The 18288-nt window shown below is 54.7% G+C and carries 16 protein-coding genes; 9 read left to right on the top strand and 7 right to left on the bottom strand.

The annotated features are described in order from the left end of the window. Positions 1–7: 7 nt before the first annotated feature. The 7 genes from yajC to glgP form a co-directional block, all read right to left on the bottom strand. Positions 8–346: a preprotein translocase subunit YajC gene (gene yajC / locus B5D49_RS05890; RefSeq protein WP_078716735.1), complete on the bottom strand. Its 339-nt coding sequence runs from the start codon at positions 344–346 to the stop codon at positions 8–10. Between the two features lie 21 nt (positions 347–367). Further along, positions 368–1132, bottom strand: coding sequence for a GltB/FmdC/FwdC-like GXGXG domain-containing protein (locus tag B5D49_RS05885; RefSeq protein WP_078716734.1), 765 nt, complete (start codon positions 1130–1132; stop codon positions 368–370). Next, complete coding sequence (locus tag B5D49_RS05880; RefSeq protein WP_078716733.1) at positions 1133–2230, bottom strand: class II glutamine amidotransferase; 1098 nt, start codon at positions 2228–2230, stop codon at positions 1133–1135. A 21-nt stretch (positions 2231–2251) separates the two neighbouring features. Continuing rightward, a complete protein-coding gene (locus B5D49_RS05875) occupies positions 2252–3538 on the bottom strand; it encodes an NAD(P)/FAD-dependent oxidoreductase (protein ID WP_078716732.1) in 1287 nt (428 codons plus the stop codon). 36 nt (positions 3539–3574) lie between these two features. Next, a complete protein-coding gene (locus tag B5D49_RS05870; protein WP_078716731.1) occupies positions 3575–4027 on the bottom strand; it encodes a 4Fe-4S dicluster domain-containing protein in 453 nt (150 codons plus the stop codon). Positions 4028–4035: 8 nt separating this feature from the next. After that, the gene (locus tag B5D49_RS05865) at positions 4036–5562 is read right to left on the bottom strand and encodes a glutamate synthase-related protein (protein ID WP_078716823.1); all 1527 of its coding nucleotides are present in this window, start codon (positions 5560–5562) and stop codon (positions 4036–4038) included. A 342-nt stretch (positions 5563–5904) separates the two neighbouring features. Next, a complete protein-coding gene (gene glgP, locus B5D49_RS05860) occupies positions 5905–8469 on the bottom strand; it encodes an alpha-glucan family phosphorylase (protein WP_078716730.1) in 2565 nt (854 codons plus the stop codon). A 148-nt stretch (positions 8470–8617) separates the two neighbouring features. Between glgP and dut the strand changes: the two genes are divergently transcribed. From dut to B5D49_RS05815, 9 genes are all read left to right on the top strand, one after another. Next, a complete protein-coding gene (gene dut / locus B5D49_RS05855; protein ID WP_078716729.1) occupies positions 8618–9091 on the top strand; it encodes a dUTP diphosphatase in 474 nt (157 codons plus the stop codon). A 30-nt stretch (positions 9092–9121) separates the two neighbouring features. Continuing rightward, a complete protein-coding gene (locus tag B5D49_RS05850) occupies positions 9122–10324 on the top strand; it encodes an aspartate aminotransferase family protein (RefSeq protein ID WP_078716728.1) in 1203 nt (400 codons plus the stop codon). A gap of 368 nt (positions 10325–10692) precedes the next feature. After that, complete coding sequence (locus B5D49_RS05845) at positions 10693–11550, top strand: 50S ribosomal protein L11 methyltransferase (RefSeq protein ID WP_234990633.1); 858 nt, start codon at positions 10693–10695, stop codon at positions 11548–11550. 30 nt (positions 11551–11580) lie between these two features. Next, entirely contained in the window at positions 11581–12216 is a 636-nt protein-coding gene (locus tag B5D49_RS05840; protein WP_078716822.1) for an endonuclease III domain-containing protein, read from the top strand. 3 nt (positions 12217–12219) lie between these two features. Beyond that, positions 12220–13314: a murein hydrolase activator EnvC family protein gene (locus B5D49_RS05835; RefSeq protein WP_078716726.1), complete on the top strand. Its 1095-nt coding sequence runs from the start codon at positions 12220–12222 to the stop codon at positions 13312–13314. A 54-nt stretch (positions 13315–13368) separates the two neighbouring features. Further along, the gene (locus B5D49_RS05830) at positions 13369–14667 is read left to right on the top strand and encodes a S41 family peptidase (protein WP_078716725.1); all 1299 of its coding nucleotides are present in this window, start codon (positions 13369–13371) and stop codon (positions 14665–14667) included. Positions 14668–14922: 255 nt separating this feature from the next. Further along, the gene (locus tag B5D49_RS05825) at positions 14923–15948 is read left to right on the top strand and encodes a divergent polysaccharide deacetylase family protein (protein WP_159447147.1); all 1026 of its coding nucleotides are present in this window, start codon (positions 14923–14925) and stop codon (positions 15946–15948) included. 199 nt (positions 15949–16147) lie between these two features. After that, the gene (fliM, locus tag B5D49_RS05820; RefSeq protein WP_078716723.1) at positions 16148–17125 is read left to right on the top strand and encodes a flagellar motor switch protein FliM; all 978 of its coding nucleotides are present in this window, start codon (positions 16148–16150) and stop codon (positions 17123–17125) included. A gap of 109 nt (positions 17126–17234) precedes the next feature. Then, positions 17235–18242 carry an ABC transporter substrate-binding protein gene (locus B5D49_RS05815; RefSeq protein WP_078716722.1) on the top strand — a complete coding sequence of 336 codons (1008 nt, stop codon included), beginning with the start codon at positions 17235–17237 and terminating at the stop codon, positions 18240–18242. Positions 18243–18288: the final 46 nt, after the last annotated feature.

Here is an 18288-nt window from a genome sequence, read left to right as displayed (position 1 = left end):
AGACGTATTACTTGGTGTCGGACGGTCCGGCGATGTATCCCCGATTGAGTTTGACTTCAACATTTTCGGAGAGTTCCACGGTCAGGACATCTTGATCGATGGCCTTGATGCGACCGTAAAAGCCGCCGCCGGTCATGACTTTGTCGCCAACTTTCAAAGCCGCGAGCATTTCTTTATGCTGCTTGGCTTTTTTCTGCTGCGGACGGATGAGCAGAAAATAGAAAATGGCGAACATGAGAATGAGCATAGGCAAAGGCCCGGCGAGCAGGCCCGCGATTCCGTCCGGGGCAGCGGCCTGGCCGCCCGGCTGGGCGCCCATGGCGTGAGCGATGGAAGTGAACATGATTCCTCCTGAAATCGGTGCGTCTTAGGTCGGCACATACATATTGCCGTAGGGACGATGCGAAAACGGACGGATCTTTGTAAAGGACTCGTCGAGAATGGCCTCGGGGTCCAAGTCCAGTTCCGTCGCATAGTCCCGCACAAGTTCCCGAATGGTTTCCAGGTCTTCGGCATTGACCGGCTGCGCACGCAATCCCGGCCCAAGCTGATGCTCCGGCACGGTGCCGCGTACGAAAATAACGCCGCCATGCATACCGGTTCCAAGACCTCGTCCCGTAATCGGCGCATCTGGCTTATCAGAAAACATCCCGAGAAGCAAAATAATTCCACCGGCCATATATTCCCCGAGGAAATCCCCGGCCTTGCCGCCAACAACAATAACGGGCCGTCTGTCGAGGTAGGACTTCATGTGAATTCCCACGCGGTAGCCAACATCGGTACGGATATAAATCTTACCGCCTCGCATGGCGTAGCCCACAACGTCGCCACCCATGCCGTCCACCACAATTTTACCGTCATCCATGGTGTTGCCGACACCATCCTGAACGTTGCCGTTCACCCTGATGACGGACCCACGGGTGAAAGCGGCTAGATCCTGCCCCGGGAGGCCGTTGATGACAAAATGGAACTCCCCTTCAAGCCCAGTGGCGATGTAGCGATGCCCATTGACGTTGTCGAGCTGGAACCTGGTGACGCCCTGGCGGATCAGTTCCCGAATCTGCTCGTTGAACTCCCGATAGTAGATGTCCGCGGCATCCAATACCGCGACGTCGTCCTTGATTACATTCATTTAGGCCTCCAAATCGACGATCACCGGCTCCCCGGCCTTGGGCATCCAGACTCTGTCCAGTTCAGGACTCACCTTTCGCACAGCAGACTCTTCGCTGGACATGAACACCTGGTCGCCTTTTTCCGCAACCAGCAGCGGACGCAATTTAATTCGGTCGTTGAGCCCCCATAACCCTTTACTGTTGCCAACCAGGATGGCGAATGGTCCGTTCAACATTCCGGATCCATAGGTCATGCGCAGTGCGGAATACACATCCTGCTCGGACTTGGGCATGCGTTCAATTTCATCCCAAAAGGGCGGAGCAAAAACCTTGCTTGCCATGCGTCGGGACAACCCGTGTTTGCGCACCAACAGATCCAGTTCATAGGCAACGACCTCGGTGTCGGTCATCATGGTGCAAAGATAGTCGTTTTCGCATAACCAACGCCGGTTGATGCCGTAGGAACTGATTTCCCCGTTGTGCACGATGGACCAGTCCAAAAGCGTGAAGGGATGCGCTCCGCCCCACCAGCCCGGCGTGTTCGTCGGGAATCGGTTGTGGGCGGTCCACAGGTAGGCGGAATATTCGTCTACACGGAAGAATTCCGCAATGTCTTCAGGGTAGCCAACGCCTTTGAAGGCTCCCATGTTTTTTCCGCTGGAAAAAATATAGGCACCTGCGACCGTGGTATTAATTTTCATCACCAGGGCAACCACGTAGTCCTCCTCGGGAAGCCCCCGGCAATCCTGGGGACAGTCGGCCCGTGGAGTGGCAAAAAATCGCCATACAGTGGGTGGATCAGTAATCACCGGTGTTTGGCGGGTCGGGATTGGTTCATCATGTTCGACGTCGAAATAGGCAAAAATTATTTCTCTCGCCTTATCAAGCGCTTGTTTGTGGTCGCACATGAGATGCAACGCGTATTCTTCCGCATGCTCCGGGTAAATGCCGTAAGCGGCGAACCCACCACCAAGACCGTTTCCCCGGTCATGCATGCAGGCCATGCCGTCGATGGGTACCTGTCCGGGGATCAAGCCACGCTTGGTGTCGATGACCCCGAAGACCCCGCAACCGGAAATATCCTTTTGAAAATCGTAATAGCGTTCTGGCGCTTTCATTGTTCCTCCTGATAAGCGGGGCTAATCCTTGTCGACCCAGTTGGGATTCCAGGTATCGTCAAAGAAACGGTCAGGCCACATGAGCACGTCGGGTTGCCCCTGTGCCAGCCCCTGCCGCATCTCCGGAGTAATGTTGATCTGGAATTTGATGAAGGACGTGTATAGCCCGGCCTGGTCGATATCCCCCACCAGCACGTACCCCACAAGTCGATTCTCATGGAACACAAGCTTACGGTAGGCTTGCTTGCGTTCGTCGAGCATGGCCTCGACTTCGTACCCTGTGTCATCGTCGGGGGGATTCACTGTGCCAACGGAAATCGTGGGCAACCCGTAAAAACTGATGGAGTTCATGGCCAATCCGCCGATATAGGGCGTTTCTTTCTCGGCCATATTTTTTCCCGCACAGTAGCCTTGATTGTAGGCATTGGTCCAAATCGGCACAACGCGGTTTTCGTCGTGAAGCAGATCCCGGGCCTGGGCCACGTCTCCGGCGGAAAAAACGTCCGCATCACTGGTCCGCATCAGATCGTCCACCACGATACCGCGATCCACGTTGAGTCCTGCAGCTTCAGCAAGCTCCGTATTAGGAACAACACCGATGGCAATCACCACAATTTCCGTAGGAATATACGTACCGTCGGTACATCTTACGCCGCAAACGCGCCCCGATGCATCACGATCGATCTGTTTTGCCGTGACTCCGCAATGGACGGACAAGCCGACTTCATCCAGGCGCCGCGCCGCAAGCCGGGCGGCATTGGCATCGAACGCCAACGAAAGAATACGTGGCGACAACTCCAGAATGGAAACCTCGACCCCTCTGTCAAACAAGGATTCCGCGGCCTTGAGTCCGATAAGTCCACCGCCGACAACGACGGCTTTTTGCACGTCCTTGGCCATGCCGATCAATGTCTGCGCATGGTCCAGATTGGTGAAGTTATAGACATCCGGTCCGTCACCACCGGGGATAGGCGGAGTGAACGGCTTGCCGCCCGTTGCAACGAGCAGACGATCATATTCAATGTTTTCCCCGGCATCGGTGCTAATCCGTTTTTTCTTTGCGTCAATGCCCGTTACAGTGGTGCCCAAGCGCAGTTGCACTTTATTTTTGCGGTAGAATTCTTCCGGTCGCAACGCCAGCTGTTCCCGATTAATTTTTCCGGCTAAGAGATAGGAGATCAGCGGCCGGCCGTAGGGGGCGGACTGTTCGCTCCCGACAGCAACAATCTCGGATTCTCGATCATGCTTACGGATTCCCTCGATGGCCCCAATGGTGGCCACGCCATTTCCAATGAGTACATATTTCATGTTGCCCTCTTGCGTGCGTTCGATGGATTCGGCGAATTAGTCGTCGCGGTCTTCGTATTTCAAAGCCTGGTTCGGACAGGCCTGCACACACGCCGGTCCCTCTTCCCTGCCGTGACACAAATCGCATTTCACGATTTTATTTTCCGCGGGGTGACGGCGAATAGCCCCATACGGGCAAGCCATAAGGCAAGACCAGCAACCCACGCATTTTTCACGGTCGTAAACGGTTTCGCCGGTTTCCGGATCCTTGTGCAACGCCCCGGAAATGCAAGCGGCAACGCAGGAGGGATCGTCGCAATGCCGGCAGCTGATCGCCACACACTCCGATCCCTTCTGGAATATTTTTTTGCACGGGGAAAGCCCGTCATCCGGACGTTCCTCAGTATACGCAATGATGAGATCGCCGGATTTGGAATGGGCCGTGATGCAGGCCAGCTCACACAGATGGCAGCCGATACAATATTCCCTGTTCGGGTAAACGCGCTTCATACTCGTGCCTACCTTCCGGCGTGCTTGACGCCGAGGATGTCCAGTTCCGTTTCACTCAGGCCGACCCCGCGAAGCTTGTCACGGTTTCCACGCAGGCTTTCGATGGAATTGAGTCCCATGCCGCCCAGCATCTCCTGAATTTCATGACTCCAGGCCTGTACCAGATTTACCAGCTTGCCGGAGGCTACATCGGGATTCTGGCGTTTGGAAAGTCGCGGGTCGTTGGTTGCGATGCCCCAAGGACACTTCCCTGTGTAACAACGACCGCATAATGTACACCCCACAGAAAGCAGGGTGGCTGTTCCGATGTATACAGCGTCGGCTCCAAGAGCGATGGCCTTGACCACGTCCGCAGAGCAACGGATACCACCAGCCGCCACCACGGAGGCTTTGTGTCGGATACCTTCGTCCCGTAGGCGTTGATCCACCGAGGCCAGTGCCAATTCAATGGGGATGCCTACATTATCTCGAATCATGGCGGGAGCGGCACCGGTGCCGCCTCGCATGCCATCCACGGTGATGATGTCGGCTCCGGCGCGGACAACTCCCGACGCAATGGCCGCGACATTGTGCACGGCTGCAATCTTCACGGAAACCGGAACCTTGTATTCGCTGGCCTCCTTGAGCGCAAAAATAAGCTGGAGCAAATCCTCAATGGAATAAATGTCGTGGTGTGGTGCCGGGCTGATCGCATCCGATCCAATGGGAATCATGCGCGTTTCAGAGACCTTATCGTTGATCTTTTCGCCCGGCAGATGGCCACCGATACCCGGTTTGGCTCCCTGGCCGATCTTGATTTCAATGCCGCATCCGGCGTTGAGATAATCCCGGTGAACACCAAAACGTCCCGAAGCAACCTGCACGATGGTGTGCTGACCATACTTGAAAAGAGAACGATGCAGTCCGCCTTCTCCGGTATTGTAGGCAGTCTTTAATTCCGTGGCGGCCCGAGCCATGGCCCGATGCAAATTGAAATTGATGGCGCCGAAGCTCATGGCCGCAAACATGATGGGGGTGTCCAGCTTGATCTGGGGAGCCAGCTTGGTTTTCAAAACCGGCTTGCCTTCGGCATCGTTGCCCAGTTCCACTTTGTCAGGCTTGGCACCAAGAAACGTACGCAGCTCCATTGGCTCGCGCAGCGGGTCGATGGAAGGGTTGGTCACCTGGCTGGCATCCAACAACAGCCGATCCCAGTAGACAGGGATATCCACGGGACTTCCCATGCCTGCCAGAAGCACGCCACCGGTGTCGGCCTGTTTGTAAATGTTTTGCAAAAACACTGGTCGCCAGTTGGCGTTGGGGCGAAATTCAGAACGGTTCCGGCGGATGGTCAAGGCCGCAGTGGGACAAAGCGCTTCGCAGCGATGGCAACCGATGCATTTGCTGTTGTCGTGCATGACCTTTTGCCGGTTTTCATCCCAATAATGCGCCTCGTAGGAACATTGCCGGACACAGACCTTGCAATTGATGCAACGATCCTTGTCCCTGTCGATGACGAATTCATGATAATTTTTGTTGATCGGCTGAAACAGCACTTTGAACACCTCGTTGGGGATGTTTGGAGGTTGCTGTGGGTGACGAATCACCTGCTGTATACCCCATTTTGATCAGGACGGCAAAAAAACCACAATTCTCCCCCCACGTCAACACTGTTTTTTTGACAAAAATGTGATCAAGACTGTTTGGAAGCTTTTTTTTTGACCTCATTTCTTTGGAATTGTAAAATGCCATTATCAATCAGGTGAGATCCCCTTGTGGAATCCCACCTGCCCCCCCAAAAAAAATGAGAGGTAATCGACTGAGATGAAGAAAGAAACAGCAAAGCTGGCATCAAAGGATGCCAAAGGCACGCACAGCGTTTGACGAGAATGACGTGCTCACGCCCACCGAATTAAGCCAAGGCTATGCGGATCAGGCAAAAGTGGATGGCTGGGCATTATTCTGACCGTAAAACCGAATCGCCCCGGATCCCTGGGTTGAATTTCACAACGATACAACCGCCAGCCGTCATCCATGCCCTGATTTTCGTACATTTCCGTGGTCTTTCGAAACGAAAACTCGCCGTCCTTGTCCAACAATCCATGATATGCCTCCACCCGCACATCCGCCGGGGAGACACCATTGAGTTGCACTTCGGCCCAAACCGTAATCGGCTCTCCAACATAAACGCGTTCCGTGGCCTCGGCCCGCACATTGCGTATGGCCAGACCGCCCCACTGCGTCATCAGATTCATGCGCCAGGAGGCCAACTCTTTTGCTGGTCCAAACGCGTCCCGCGCAAGGGCAACCCCGCTGTTATACGCAGGAGAATAGGCATGTTCGGCATAATCCTCGACCATTCGGTGCGCATTGAAAAACGGTCCCAGTTCCCCGATGCCTTTTTTCATTTTATGGATCCAGCTTCGCGGCAGATTCCCATGACCACGATCATAGAAATCCGGAACCACATCACTCTCCAACACCGTGTACAGTGTCTGGCTTTCAACGAAATCCTGATATGCGTGGTCCTCGTATTCCTCTCCCATGCCGATGGAGAAGCCCACCGAATTGTCGGGCTGAAAAGCCTCATCCCACCAGCCGTCCAATGTGGAAAGCTGGAGCACGCCATTGGCCATGGCCTTCATCCCGCTCGTGCCGCAGGCCTCCAAAGGGCGGCGCGGCGTGTTCAGCCAAACATCGCACCCCTGGACCATGTGCATGGCGATTTTCATGTCGTAATCTTCTAAAAACACCAGGGAGTATCTGGTTTCTTTCCGACGGCATAATTCAATGAGCTTTTGAATGAGTCGTTTTCCGTCGTTGTCGGCTGGGTGGGCCTTGCCCGCAAAAATAAACTGTACGGGACGTTGACGGTTTGACAGAAGCCGCAACAACCGCTCCTCGTCCAAAAGCAAAATGTTGGCTCTTTTATATGTAGCAAAACGCCGGGCAAACCCGATGGTCAGAGCACGAGGATCCAACACCTCATCAGCGGCCTGCAATTCCCTGGCTCTGGCTCCTTTTTCCAGAAGCTGCCGACGCAGACGTTTGCGAACGAAGTCCACCAAGCGCTCCCGCATTCGCTCGTGCGTGCGCCACAACTCAGCATCAGGAATGGTATCCGCATTGTTCCATACGCGTGTACAGTCCGGATCTTCTCGCCAATTGGAACCAAGATATCGGTCATAAACGAGGGCCATATCTGGGGCCACCCAGGTCGGCATATGCACACCGTTCGTTATGGCCCCGATGGGAACATCCTCCACTGGAAATTGAGGCCAGACTCGTTTCCACATCTTGCGGGAGACCTTGCCGTGCAGCCGGCTGACTCCGTTGTTGAACCGTGAAAGCCGCAACGCCAGCACCGTCATACAAAACGCTTCCTGGTCGTTGCGGGGATCCTCTCTCCCAAGTGCCAAAAACACTTTGAATGACAGTCCCATGTCCCGGGCGTACGGCTCAAAATAGCGGGCCATAAGCTCCGGTGGGAAGCGGTCGTTCCCTGCCGGAACCGGAGTATGTGTGGTGAATACGCTTGTGGAAGCGGCCATTTCCTGCGCGGCTTCAAAGCTGAGACCATGTTCCCGCATAAAAATACGAATCCGTTCGAGAGCTGCGAACGCGGAGTGTCCTTCGTTCATATGGACGACGGTCGGCGGCAGGCCAAGCCGATGCATAAGACGAACTCCGCCAACACCAAGCAACATCTCCTGACACAGGCGCATTTCAAGATCTCCGCCGTAGAGTCTGGAGGTTATGGCCCGAAGCTCCGGCGGATTCTCAGGGATATTGGCATCCAGCAGGTAAAGGGAGATACGCCCGACCCGACAAAGCCATGCCTGGGCGAGCAGACGTTGACCAGCCAGATCCACATCCACGGTGATTCGATTCCCTTTCTCGTCCTTTACCGGCTGAAGCGGCAACTCCTCAAAATCATAATCTGGATATCGCTCCTGTTGCCAGCCGTCCGGCGTCATATACTGCCGGAAATATCCTTCCCTATAGCAGAGACCCACCCCGTTCAGGGGCAGGTTCAGATCCGATGCGGACTTCAGATGGTCGCCCGCTAAAATGCCCAACCCGCCGGAATAGATGGGCAGGCATGTGGCAATACCATATTCCAGACTAAAATACGTCACGGCCGGACGCGCATCGTCCATGTCGGGCAAACTGGTGCTGTTGCCCGCCTTGCTGACGTAGTGGCGGAGAGAGGCCAACGCCTCCTGGAGACGCTGAAGAAAAAAGTCATCTTCGCTCAATTCCACCAATATCTTCTGGGGCAGACGGTGGAGGAAAATGACGGGATTTTCACGGCATTCTTCCCACAGGGAAGGATGCATGGTGGCGAAAAGAGATGATATTTCACTATTCCAGGCAAACCAGCAATTATACGCCAACTCCCAAAGGCCGAAAAGGGAGTCGGGAAGTCGGGGTACGGCACTAAATGTTTTCAACGGACGCATGGGACACTCCTTGCGTGATGGATTTTTCTTTTCTTATTCGTCTATCGACAGCGGAACGAAAGCGCAATACGCTTCGACAGGCAATCACGGTTTGACACCAGGACGCTTTCGGTTCATTTACAACCGTCAGTATCATGAAGGAGCATAAATGACCCAGGATTTCACGACCCCAATAGACGTCAAAATTCATTTTACCCACCCTGTCTGGCAGAAACAAGAACTCGCTTACGGAACAATCCATTCCGCCGGACTTGATCTGCGAGCCTGTTTCGACGAGTCCGAAAAACACCTTGCCCCGGGGGAACGCCTGGCCATCAGCACGGGAATCCGCATGGAAATTTCAGAACCGGGTTGGGCCGGATTTATTTTTTCCAGAAGCGGACTCGGCACTAAGCAGGGACTCACCGTAAGCCAGGGAGTCGGTGTTATTGATCCCGATTACCGTGGCGAAATCATCGTCTCCCTCCTGAACACCTCCGGGGAGCGACGAGTTGTGGCGCGCGGACAACGCATCGCTCAACTGGTGCTGCTGCCCGTGCGCCAAGCCCGCATCCTGCCCGTGGACGAACTTTCGGACACGGACCGTGGTGCGGGTGGATTCGGTCATACCGGTACCTTCTGAACAACACTTCGCACGGAGGATCATTCTATCATGTCGTCGACCTATCAGGAATGGGTGCAACGGGAACAAAACAGCATCATGCACACCTATGGCCGGTATCCCTTGGCCGTTGCCAAAAGCGCGGGATGCCGACTCTACGACCCCGAGGGGCGTGAATATATCGACCTGCTCGCTGGCATCGCTGTAAATGGACTGGGCCACTGCAATGCCCGTCTGCAGGAAGCCATGCTGAAACAGGCCGCCACACTGGGGCATATTTCGAACCTTTTTTATCAAGAGCCACAAATCCTGCTGGCTGAAGCACTGCTGGAAACCTGTCATGCGGACAAGGTCTTTTTTTGCAATTCCGGTGCAGAAGCCAATGAAGGCGCCATCAAGTTGGCGCGACGGTATATGCACCATATTCGCCATGCCGACGCCCATGAAATCATCACCCTGGAAGGCTCCTTTCATGGCCGTACCCTTGCGACCCTAACGGCCACGGGGCAGGAAGGAAAAATTAAGGACGGTTTCGGCCCACTGCCGGAAGGATTCCGGACCATTCCCTTCAACGACGCTCAGGCGCTTCGCGATGCCATCTCCCCGGCTACCGCCGCCGTCATGGTCGAAGTCGTTCAGGGAGAAGGCGGTGTCCGTCCTCTGGCTCCGGAATTTTTGGAAACACTCAAGACCCTGCGAGAACATCAGAACTTCCTGCTTATCGTGGATGAAGTGCAGACGGGATTGTGCCGTACGGGACGGTTTTGGGCGCATCAAAAATTCAATTTGCGGCCCGATATCTTCACAACGGCCAAAGCGTTGGCAAACGGCCTGCCCATGGGAGCGGTCCTGGCTTCCGACGAGGTCGCTCGTGGGTTCGAACCCGGCAGCCATGCCACCACGTTCGGTGGGGGACCGGTGGTTGCCGCCGTTGCAAATGAAGTCGTAAAAATTATGCGGGAAGAACGTCTGGACGAACGGGCCAGGGAAGTGGGAGAATTGGCAGTGCATCATCTCAGCGATGTGGCTGACCGACATCCCGATTCTATTGTATCCATTCGTGGACAGGGACTGATGATCGGTGTGGAGTTGGCCTTTCCCGGTCAGGAAGTATGGAAGGCTCTGCTCGACAGGGGATTCATTCTGAACCTGACACAGGGCAATGTCTTGCGCCTGCTTCCGCCCTTGATCATCGAAGAACAGGACTTGGCGCTTTTTGCCTCAGCGCTTGATGATGTTCTGAACGCTTTGTAGCCCACTATCTTCGGGACGGCACCGCAATACCACTTCCGGTGCCGTCCCGGACTGGGCTTTATCAGCCTGCATTGACCAAAAGCCACGGACCCGGCTATGGTGCGGACCAGTTAGAGAGAAGTCCGTGCCGAGCATTAAGTCCACACGAAACAACGAACCGTTTCCCTTGGACCGCCTCGCCTGTCAGGATGGCGTGGAACCCGTTTTTCCCCTATATGCATCAAACGGATCCTCATGCCTCGTATTCTGAAAGAAACACGCCTGGGTAGCGACCCTTCCTCAGGCTGCATACACAGGAAAACGCTCCACCATCTACACCAAGACCTGATCTGCTGTTCAGGTCGCAACTCCAATTGAAGATGACCATCATGCTCTACCAAGTACAATTTACGGTTCCCTCCCGCGAAGAGATTGATACCACCGAAGATGTGGCTGCTTTTCTGTCCGAACGGACCGGAGCAGGCTGGGAGGAGGAGGAGACCCCCGAAGGGGTCCGCTGTCGGGTATTTTTTGAAACGCCTGCCAAGGCCGATGCTGTAGCCGCACAAGCCCGGCAACGCTGGCCGGAATCCGAACCTACAGTAGAAGAACGCGTTCCAGAAAACTGGGCCATGGGGTGGATGGATTTTTTTGTTCCCGTTGCCTGCGGTGAACGCTTTGAAGTGTTGCCCCCCTGGCTTAAGGACAAGGCCTCGCCCGACATGACGCCCATCATCATTGAACCCAAAATGGCGTTCGGCACCGGGCATCATGCGACCACGTCCTTGTGCCTGGCTGCATTGTCGGATCTCTTTGGGTCCGATGCCCCCCAGCCCGGCAATTTTTTGGATTTGGGTACAGGGTCCGGCATTCTCTCCATTGGCCTGGCCATGCTGGGACGGAACGGGAAAGGACTGGACATAGATCCCGACGCGGTCGCCTGCGCCAGAGAAAACGTGGAAACCAACGGTATGGCCGAACATATCGAACTGGCCACCGGGAGTCTGGAGTTGTTGGAGGATGACGAACAATTCGAAGTTGTTGTCGCCAACATCCTTTCCGGCCCACTCATTGAGATGGCTCCACGGTTGCGCCGTACCGTGGCCCCCGGCGGAAGCCTAATTCTTTCCGGAATTCTGGAAGAACAGGGGCAGGCCGTTGTGGACGCTTATATGGCCTGCGGTCTCGGTGAACCGGAACGTCGGGTTCAGGGGGAATGGGTGGCTCTGATCTGGACGGAGGCTTAATCCGTGCGCCCGGGGCGGACCCTTGCAGACATGTATCAAACCATGCTGGACCGGCTCGGCCCCAGTGGCTGGTGGCCCGCACGAACACCTTTTGAAGTTGCCGTGGGGACCATCCTGGCACAAAATACCAACTGGTCCAACGCAGCAAAAGCCATTGGCAACCTTCGATCCGCCGACCTGCTGTCCCCGACCGAACTTTGCAAACTTTCCAAAGATCAACTGGAGATATTGATACGCCCTTCAGGGTACTATCGTATGAAAGCCGCCCGACTCATGGCTCTACTCGACTTTCTGGATACGCATTCTCAAGGGGAACCCGACGAACAACTGAGTGCTTTGCGAAAATACTCCTGGATGGATCTCCGCCCGTTGCTCCTCTCCATTAAAGGAGTGGGACCGGAAACCGCGGACTCGATTTTGTGTTACGCGCTGGAACACCCCGTGTTCGTCGTCGATGCCTACACGGCTCGCATCGCGCAACGGCATGGATTGATTCATGAGGAGGCCGACTATCATGAACTCCAGGCTCTTTTCATGGATTCCCTTCACCTAGACTTCAAGCTATGCAATGAATTTCATGCCCTTTTGGTCAGGGTAGGCAATGGCTGGTGCGCAAAAAAGGCACCTCACTGTTCAGGCTGCCCCCTGGAATCATTTTTGGAGTGAATAATGCGTTGCTGCCTGTTCCTTGTACCCTTTTGCCTTTTGCTGTGCATAGCCGTCCCGGTTTCGGCCCAGGATCTCCAAGAGGCTTTGGAACAGAACCGGGAACAGGCCGGAGAACGCCAGGAATCGCTCCAGGAACTGAAAAGCCAGGAGCATGCTCTAGGGCAGGATCTTCAACAGACAGAGCAGGAAATCAAAATGTTGGCTCAAGAGGTTGCCCAACGACAAGACGCTCTTGATTCCCTGCGGACCCGCGAAGAGGAACTGCGCGCGGAATATTTTCGTCTGCAGGCCCGGCGCAAGGCCATCGGGAAGGATTTAGTACGATTGGTACGCGGTATTTGGCCTGTCCATATGCGCAATCTGCGGAATCGTTTTTCCGGAATTACCTCCTGGGAAGAAGCGGATCGCCGTTTCCAATGGCTGGCTGCGGTCTATCGCCGTGTTTTGTCCGTATTTGCCCAAGCGGTTCAAGCAACCCGCGAGCGGGCTGAAAACCTTGCCCGGCAGCAGACGTTGAGCATCAAGGCCGAAGCTCGGCTGGCTGAAGTGAACCAAAGCAAGGACCAATTGCTCCGTAAACGACTGCAGCTCCGTTCCATTCTACAACGTGTACGCGGCAAACGGCACAACCTGGAAGAAGAGTTACGCTCCATCCTGGCCACCATCAAGGAACTGAACTATCGCCTCAAAAGCCAAAAAACCAAACGGTTTGCCGAGAATAAAGGTTTTCTGCCCTGGCCTGTGCATGGCGCCGTAACGGTTTCCTTCGAACCCGGCGCATCCCCGCCCCACCGAGGAATCGGCATACGCACCGACCCGGGAGAGGAAATCCGTTCCGTATTTTGGGGGAAAGTGGTACACAATGACGTATTGCGCGGCTTTGGCCGCGTAGTCATCGTATACCACGGCCACGACTATTACAGTCTCTATGCCTTTTTAGGCACGAGTATGGTTCAAGTGGGACAGGAAGTAGAAAAGGATGAGCCTTTGGGAACGGCAGGCGTTTATCCGGCCGTGCAAGGCTCCGGACTTTATTTCGAATTGCGTTTTGGTCAGAAACCCATTAACCCCGTTGTGTGGCTTTTTCCGGAGTAATCGAGTTTGGGTGTCCACCCCATACTCTCAAGCACCCCTTTCTTGGAGGATATTATGCGACTTGCCCTTTGGGTGTGTACCTTTCTGCTGATGTTCGGTCTGACCATTTCAAGCGGCCCTGCTGCCTCCAGCGCTGCGGAAACAAACCATCTGGACGCGCTCAAGCGTTTTAGTCAGGTATTGGACATCGTGGAAAGCTCCTATGTTGAAGACATCTCCCGCACACAGCTCATTGAAGACTCCATAAAAGGCATGCTTGAGCAGCTTGATCCGCACTCCGCATATCTGACTTCGGAAGAATTCAAGGAAATGCAAGAGAGCACCAGTGGACGTTTTTCTGGAATCGGCATTGAAATCAGCATGGACAATGGCCAACTCATCGTGGTTTCCCCCATTGAGGATACTCCCGCATACAAGGCGGGTCTGCTTGCCGGCGATTTTATTCTTGAAATCAATGGAGAATCCACGAAAGGCATGTCGCTCATGGATGCGGTGGACAGAATCCGAGGGAAAGAAGGAACCGACGTCAGCCTCACAGTGCTGCATCCCGAGGAAAACCGACCTGTGGAAGTGAATATCACGCGAGGCACCATCCCACTGATCAGCGTCAAAACCGAGGAACTTGACAGCGGCTATCTGTACATTCGTCTGACACGCTTTAATGAAACCACGACCGAAGACCTGCATTCCAAGATTGATGAATACCGGGCCGATCATGAAATCAAGGGCGTTGTTCTGGATCTGCGAAACAACCCCGGTGGATTGCTTGATCAAGCCATTCAGGTTTCCGACACTTTTCTGGACAAGGGCTTGCTGGTCTACATTCAGGGCCGTGAAGGCCGAGGCCGCCGGGACTACATGGCCAAAGCCCAGTCCTCCGACATCACGGCTCCCATGGTTGTGTTGATCAACGCCGGTTCCGCATCCGCTTCAGAAATTGTGGCTGGAGCGCTCCAGGATCACAACCGCGCGCTTCTGCTGGGCGATCGCAGTTTCGGCAAAGGCTCGGTGCAGCAGATTGTGCCGTTGCCCGACGGATCCGGTATTAAATTAACCATGGCACTCTATTATACGCCCAGCGGTCGTTCTATCCAGGCGGAGGGCATTATGCCGGACCTTCGCATTCCATTCGTGGTTCCCCCCAAGGAAGATAAGGACACGGAAATGTTCCGCCGCATGACTCTGCGGGAGAAAGATTTGTCCGGCCACCTGGAAAATGCCAACGGTTCCAGCGAGTCCAGTGACAAGGACTCCAAGGAAAGCAAGGGGGCTGAAATGTTGCGTAAGGACAACCAGCTCCGTTTGGCCTTGGAAATCGTGCGCAGCCTGCCCAGGATTTCTGAGATCAACTAATCGACCGCTGACAACCGCAACGGCTCGACGCATCGCTTCATGTCACACGATCCCGACAAGAAAATCCCCCTCCGTGGGGAGGATTCCAACCAGGACTCCTCCCCGCGGAGAATGCGGTGGAAGTCTCTGGCAACAGGACTATTGCGGCCTGCCCCACTTATTACCCTTGGGCTGGCTCTCATCTTTCTTTTGCTGCTGCAAAGTGTTTGGAACGAGTCGCCAGACGCCGCCGTTCATTCCGCAAGACAAGGAATCGTGCGTACTCCGGTGATCTCTCAGGGTACGGAGATTTACCAGCCAGGCAGCATGGAGCACTATGTTCAAATTGCAGATTCCGCGTTGCTGGAAGTTTTGCGGGTGGCTGGCGCGCCCACGTCGGATATAGAATTTGAGGATGTCCAGTTTTTGTGCTGCAATGGCGATCCCTATACCCGTCAGGTTTTGCACCTGCCAGAGGCCGTTTCCGCGACACAGCTCAAAACATCGCTTGAAGCTGTTTTGCCGAACGACACGTTTTCCGTTTCGCTCGAAAGCCACGGTGCGGTGGTGATACGTATAGCAGGCGTGGAGACACACCGTTTCGTCGGCGCCCCTCCACCGTATCAACCCACGGTGCGCGGACCAAAGGTTGTGATCGTCATTGATGATATGGGAGAAAACATGCGGATTGCACGTGCGCTTGCCGCATTACCAGCCCCTGTGACCTTTGCGGTCTGGCCCGCTTCGTCGCACGCTGCCGAGGTGCGTGCGTTGGCCCGGCAGCACGACCTCGACATCCTGGTGCATCTGCCTATGGAACCCATTGGATACCCCGGAGACAATCCTGGTAAAAACGCATTGTTCACTTCCATGACTCGAGAATCCCTCGACAAAACCATCCGTTGGAATCTGGATCAGGTTCCCGAGGCCGTTGGTGTCAATAATCATATGGGATCGCGTTTTACCTCAGACCTCTCCGGAATGCGCTGCCTCATGGAGCAACTTAAGTCCAGACGACTTTTTTTCCTCGACAGCCGCACCACTTCCCGGTCTGCAGGCTATCGCGCCGCTCAGGAAAAGAACCTGCCTTTTTATGGTCGGGACGTGTTTCTTGACAACTCACTTGCTATTCAGGACATTTTGCTTCAACTCAAAAAAACGGAACGTCTTGCCCAACGCCAAGGCGTTGCCATCGCTATCGGGCACCCCCATGACCAGACGGTTCGGGCGTTGCAAGATTGGTTGCAGCATCGGGATCCCGGCGTATCCGTCGTTCGGCTGACATCGTTGTCCCCACAATAACCCGTCGTCTTTTTGACTCAAAAATTTTCATACCGCTTTTGTGCCCATTGCCATTCTTGCGCGGCATGGTGTAGGCTGAATAGACCCACGCATGATCCGTCCAAAATCGGCGCGTTTTTTGCTTGTTTTATAGGCAATGCCCCAAAACACGCCCAGGCCAACCCGGGATATTGTCCAAACGCATTGAGGATTACGGGCTATGAGCAAAATTCTTGAACAAGATGAAGTTGATGCGCTGCTGCGCGGACTTTCCGGGGGGGACGTAGAGACCGAGACCGACCTGCCGGAAGATGATTCCGGCGTTGTGTCTTTTGACCTTGCCAACCAGGACCGCATCATTCGGGGCCGTATGCCGGTCCTGGAAATCGTCAACGACCGCTTTGCCCGTCTTGCCACCAATGCCCTGGCCAACACGATGCGCAAACGGGTTGACATCAACCCTATCTCCATCGATATGTCCAAATTCGGCGACTTCATGCGTTCGTTGCCGGTTCCCACTTCGATCTCTATTTTTAAAATGGATCCATTGCGCGGCAATGCCATTCTTGTGGTGGATTCTAGACTGGTCTTTGCGCTTGTGGAAAGTTTTTTTGGCGGCGCAGGCAGTCAGCCGAAGGTGGAAGGGCGCGATTTCACACCTATTGAGCAGGCCATTGTGGACCGCGTGGTAAAAATCGCGTTGACGAATATGGAAGACTCCTGGAAGCCGGTGCACGAAGTCCACGTGGAAATGGTCCGCACCGAGGTTAACCCACAATTTGCCGCCATTGTCCCCCCTTCGGATGTGGTCATTGTCGTGACGTTCGAAGTGGAACTGGAAAACGCCATCGGCTCCCTTATCGTCTGCCTTCCCTATGCCACGATGGAGCCAATCCGCTCTAAACTGCACGCCTCTTTTCAGTCGGAACGTTTGGAAGTGGACCACGTCTGGATCAACCGCTTTAAGGAACGTCTCATGGAGACGCCGGTAGAACTGGTTGTCCGACTTGGCCATACCACCATCACCGGCCGACAACTGCTGGACCTTACGCCTGGTGACATTCTCCTGTTGGACACGGACGAAGACAACCTGCTTGAAGCAGAGGTGGAAGGCGTCCGAAAATTCATGGGCTTACCCGGCAGGGTCAAGGGAAACAAAGCCTTTCAAGTGATGAAGGAAGAAGAAATCCGCTTCTGACCTTTCCTGTTCAACGAGCATTTCATACAGCAGGCCGGTTGAACACCGGCCTGTTTTGCATTATGTTTTTTGATCCACATCAAGCTAATTTCAACCAAAGGTATCCTCTATGAAACGTATTTTCCTGATTTCAGCGCTGCTTTGCCTTGCGCTTTGTGCAGGGTGCGGCAGCGATCAGCCCGCTGCGGACAAAGCTTCCGATACTGTCCCCCAACCCTCGGAGCAACAAACCGCTTCCTACAACATTTCCATTTCCCAAATCGTCGAGCATCCTTCGTTGGATGCCATGCGTCAGGGATTTAAAGACCGCTTCGCGGAAAAAGGCGTTCAGGCCACGTTCAGTGACCACATCGCTCAGGGCGACATGGCCATCAACGCCCAGATCGGCAAGCAAATCAAAGGCGAAGAGCCGGACTTGGTGCTGGCCATCACCACTCCTTCGGCTCAGGCTGTGGTACAGGCCGTGGACGATCGTCCGGTCGTCTTTACCGGCGTAACCGATCCTGTGAGCGCCCGAATCGTCAAAAGCCTGGAAGAACCCGGCGCAAATGTCACGGGCATGACCGACATGAGTCCCATGGACCAACACGTGGCCCTGATTCGGGAATTCCTTCCTGATCTTCATGAACTCGGCGTGATCTACAATGCCGGGGAAACCAACTCCGTGGTGCTGGTGGACGCGCTCAAACGAGAATGCGCTCCCTTCGGCATCACCGTTGTAGAGGCCACCATCGACAATTCCAGCGGCGTATATCAGGCAGCGAAGAGTTTGGTGGGGCGTTGTGAAGCCGTCTACATCCCTTTGGATAATACGGTGGTGTCCGCTCTGGAGTCGGCCATCAAAGTCTGTGAGGAAAACGATCTGCCGTTGTTCTCTGGGGATACCGACTCCGTGGCTCGCGGCACCGTCGCGGCTCTGGCCGTTGATTACTACAAAATGGGAATCCAAACGGCGGATATCGCCCTGCGTATCCTTGAAGAAGGGGCTGACCCTGCCACAACGCCGGTTGAAAGCATTCGCGACCTGCTTCTGCATGTGAATCCCGCTGCTGCCGAGGCTATGGGGATACGCATTCCCGCCGACCTGTTGGAACGAGCCGCCAAGGTCATTGAATAGGTTCACATTGCGATTCCTTTGGATTCGATGTATGGGCGCGGTGACT

The organism is Paucidesulfovibrio gracilis DSM 16080 (assembly GCF_900167125.1).
Lineage (GTDB): Bacteria > Desulfobacterota > Desulfovibrionia > Desulfovibrionales > Desulfovibrionaceae > Paucidesulfovibrio > Paucidesulfovibrio gracilis.
This window is presented reverse-complemented; position numbering and strand designations above follow the sequence as displayed.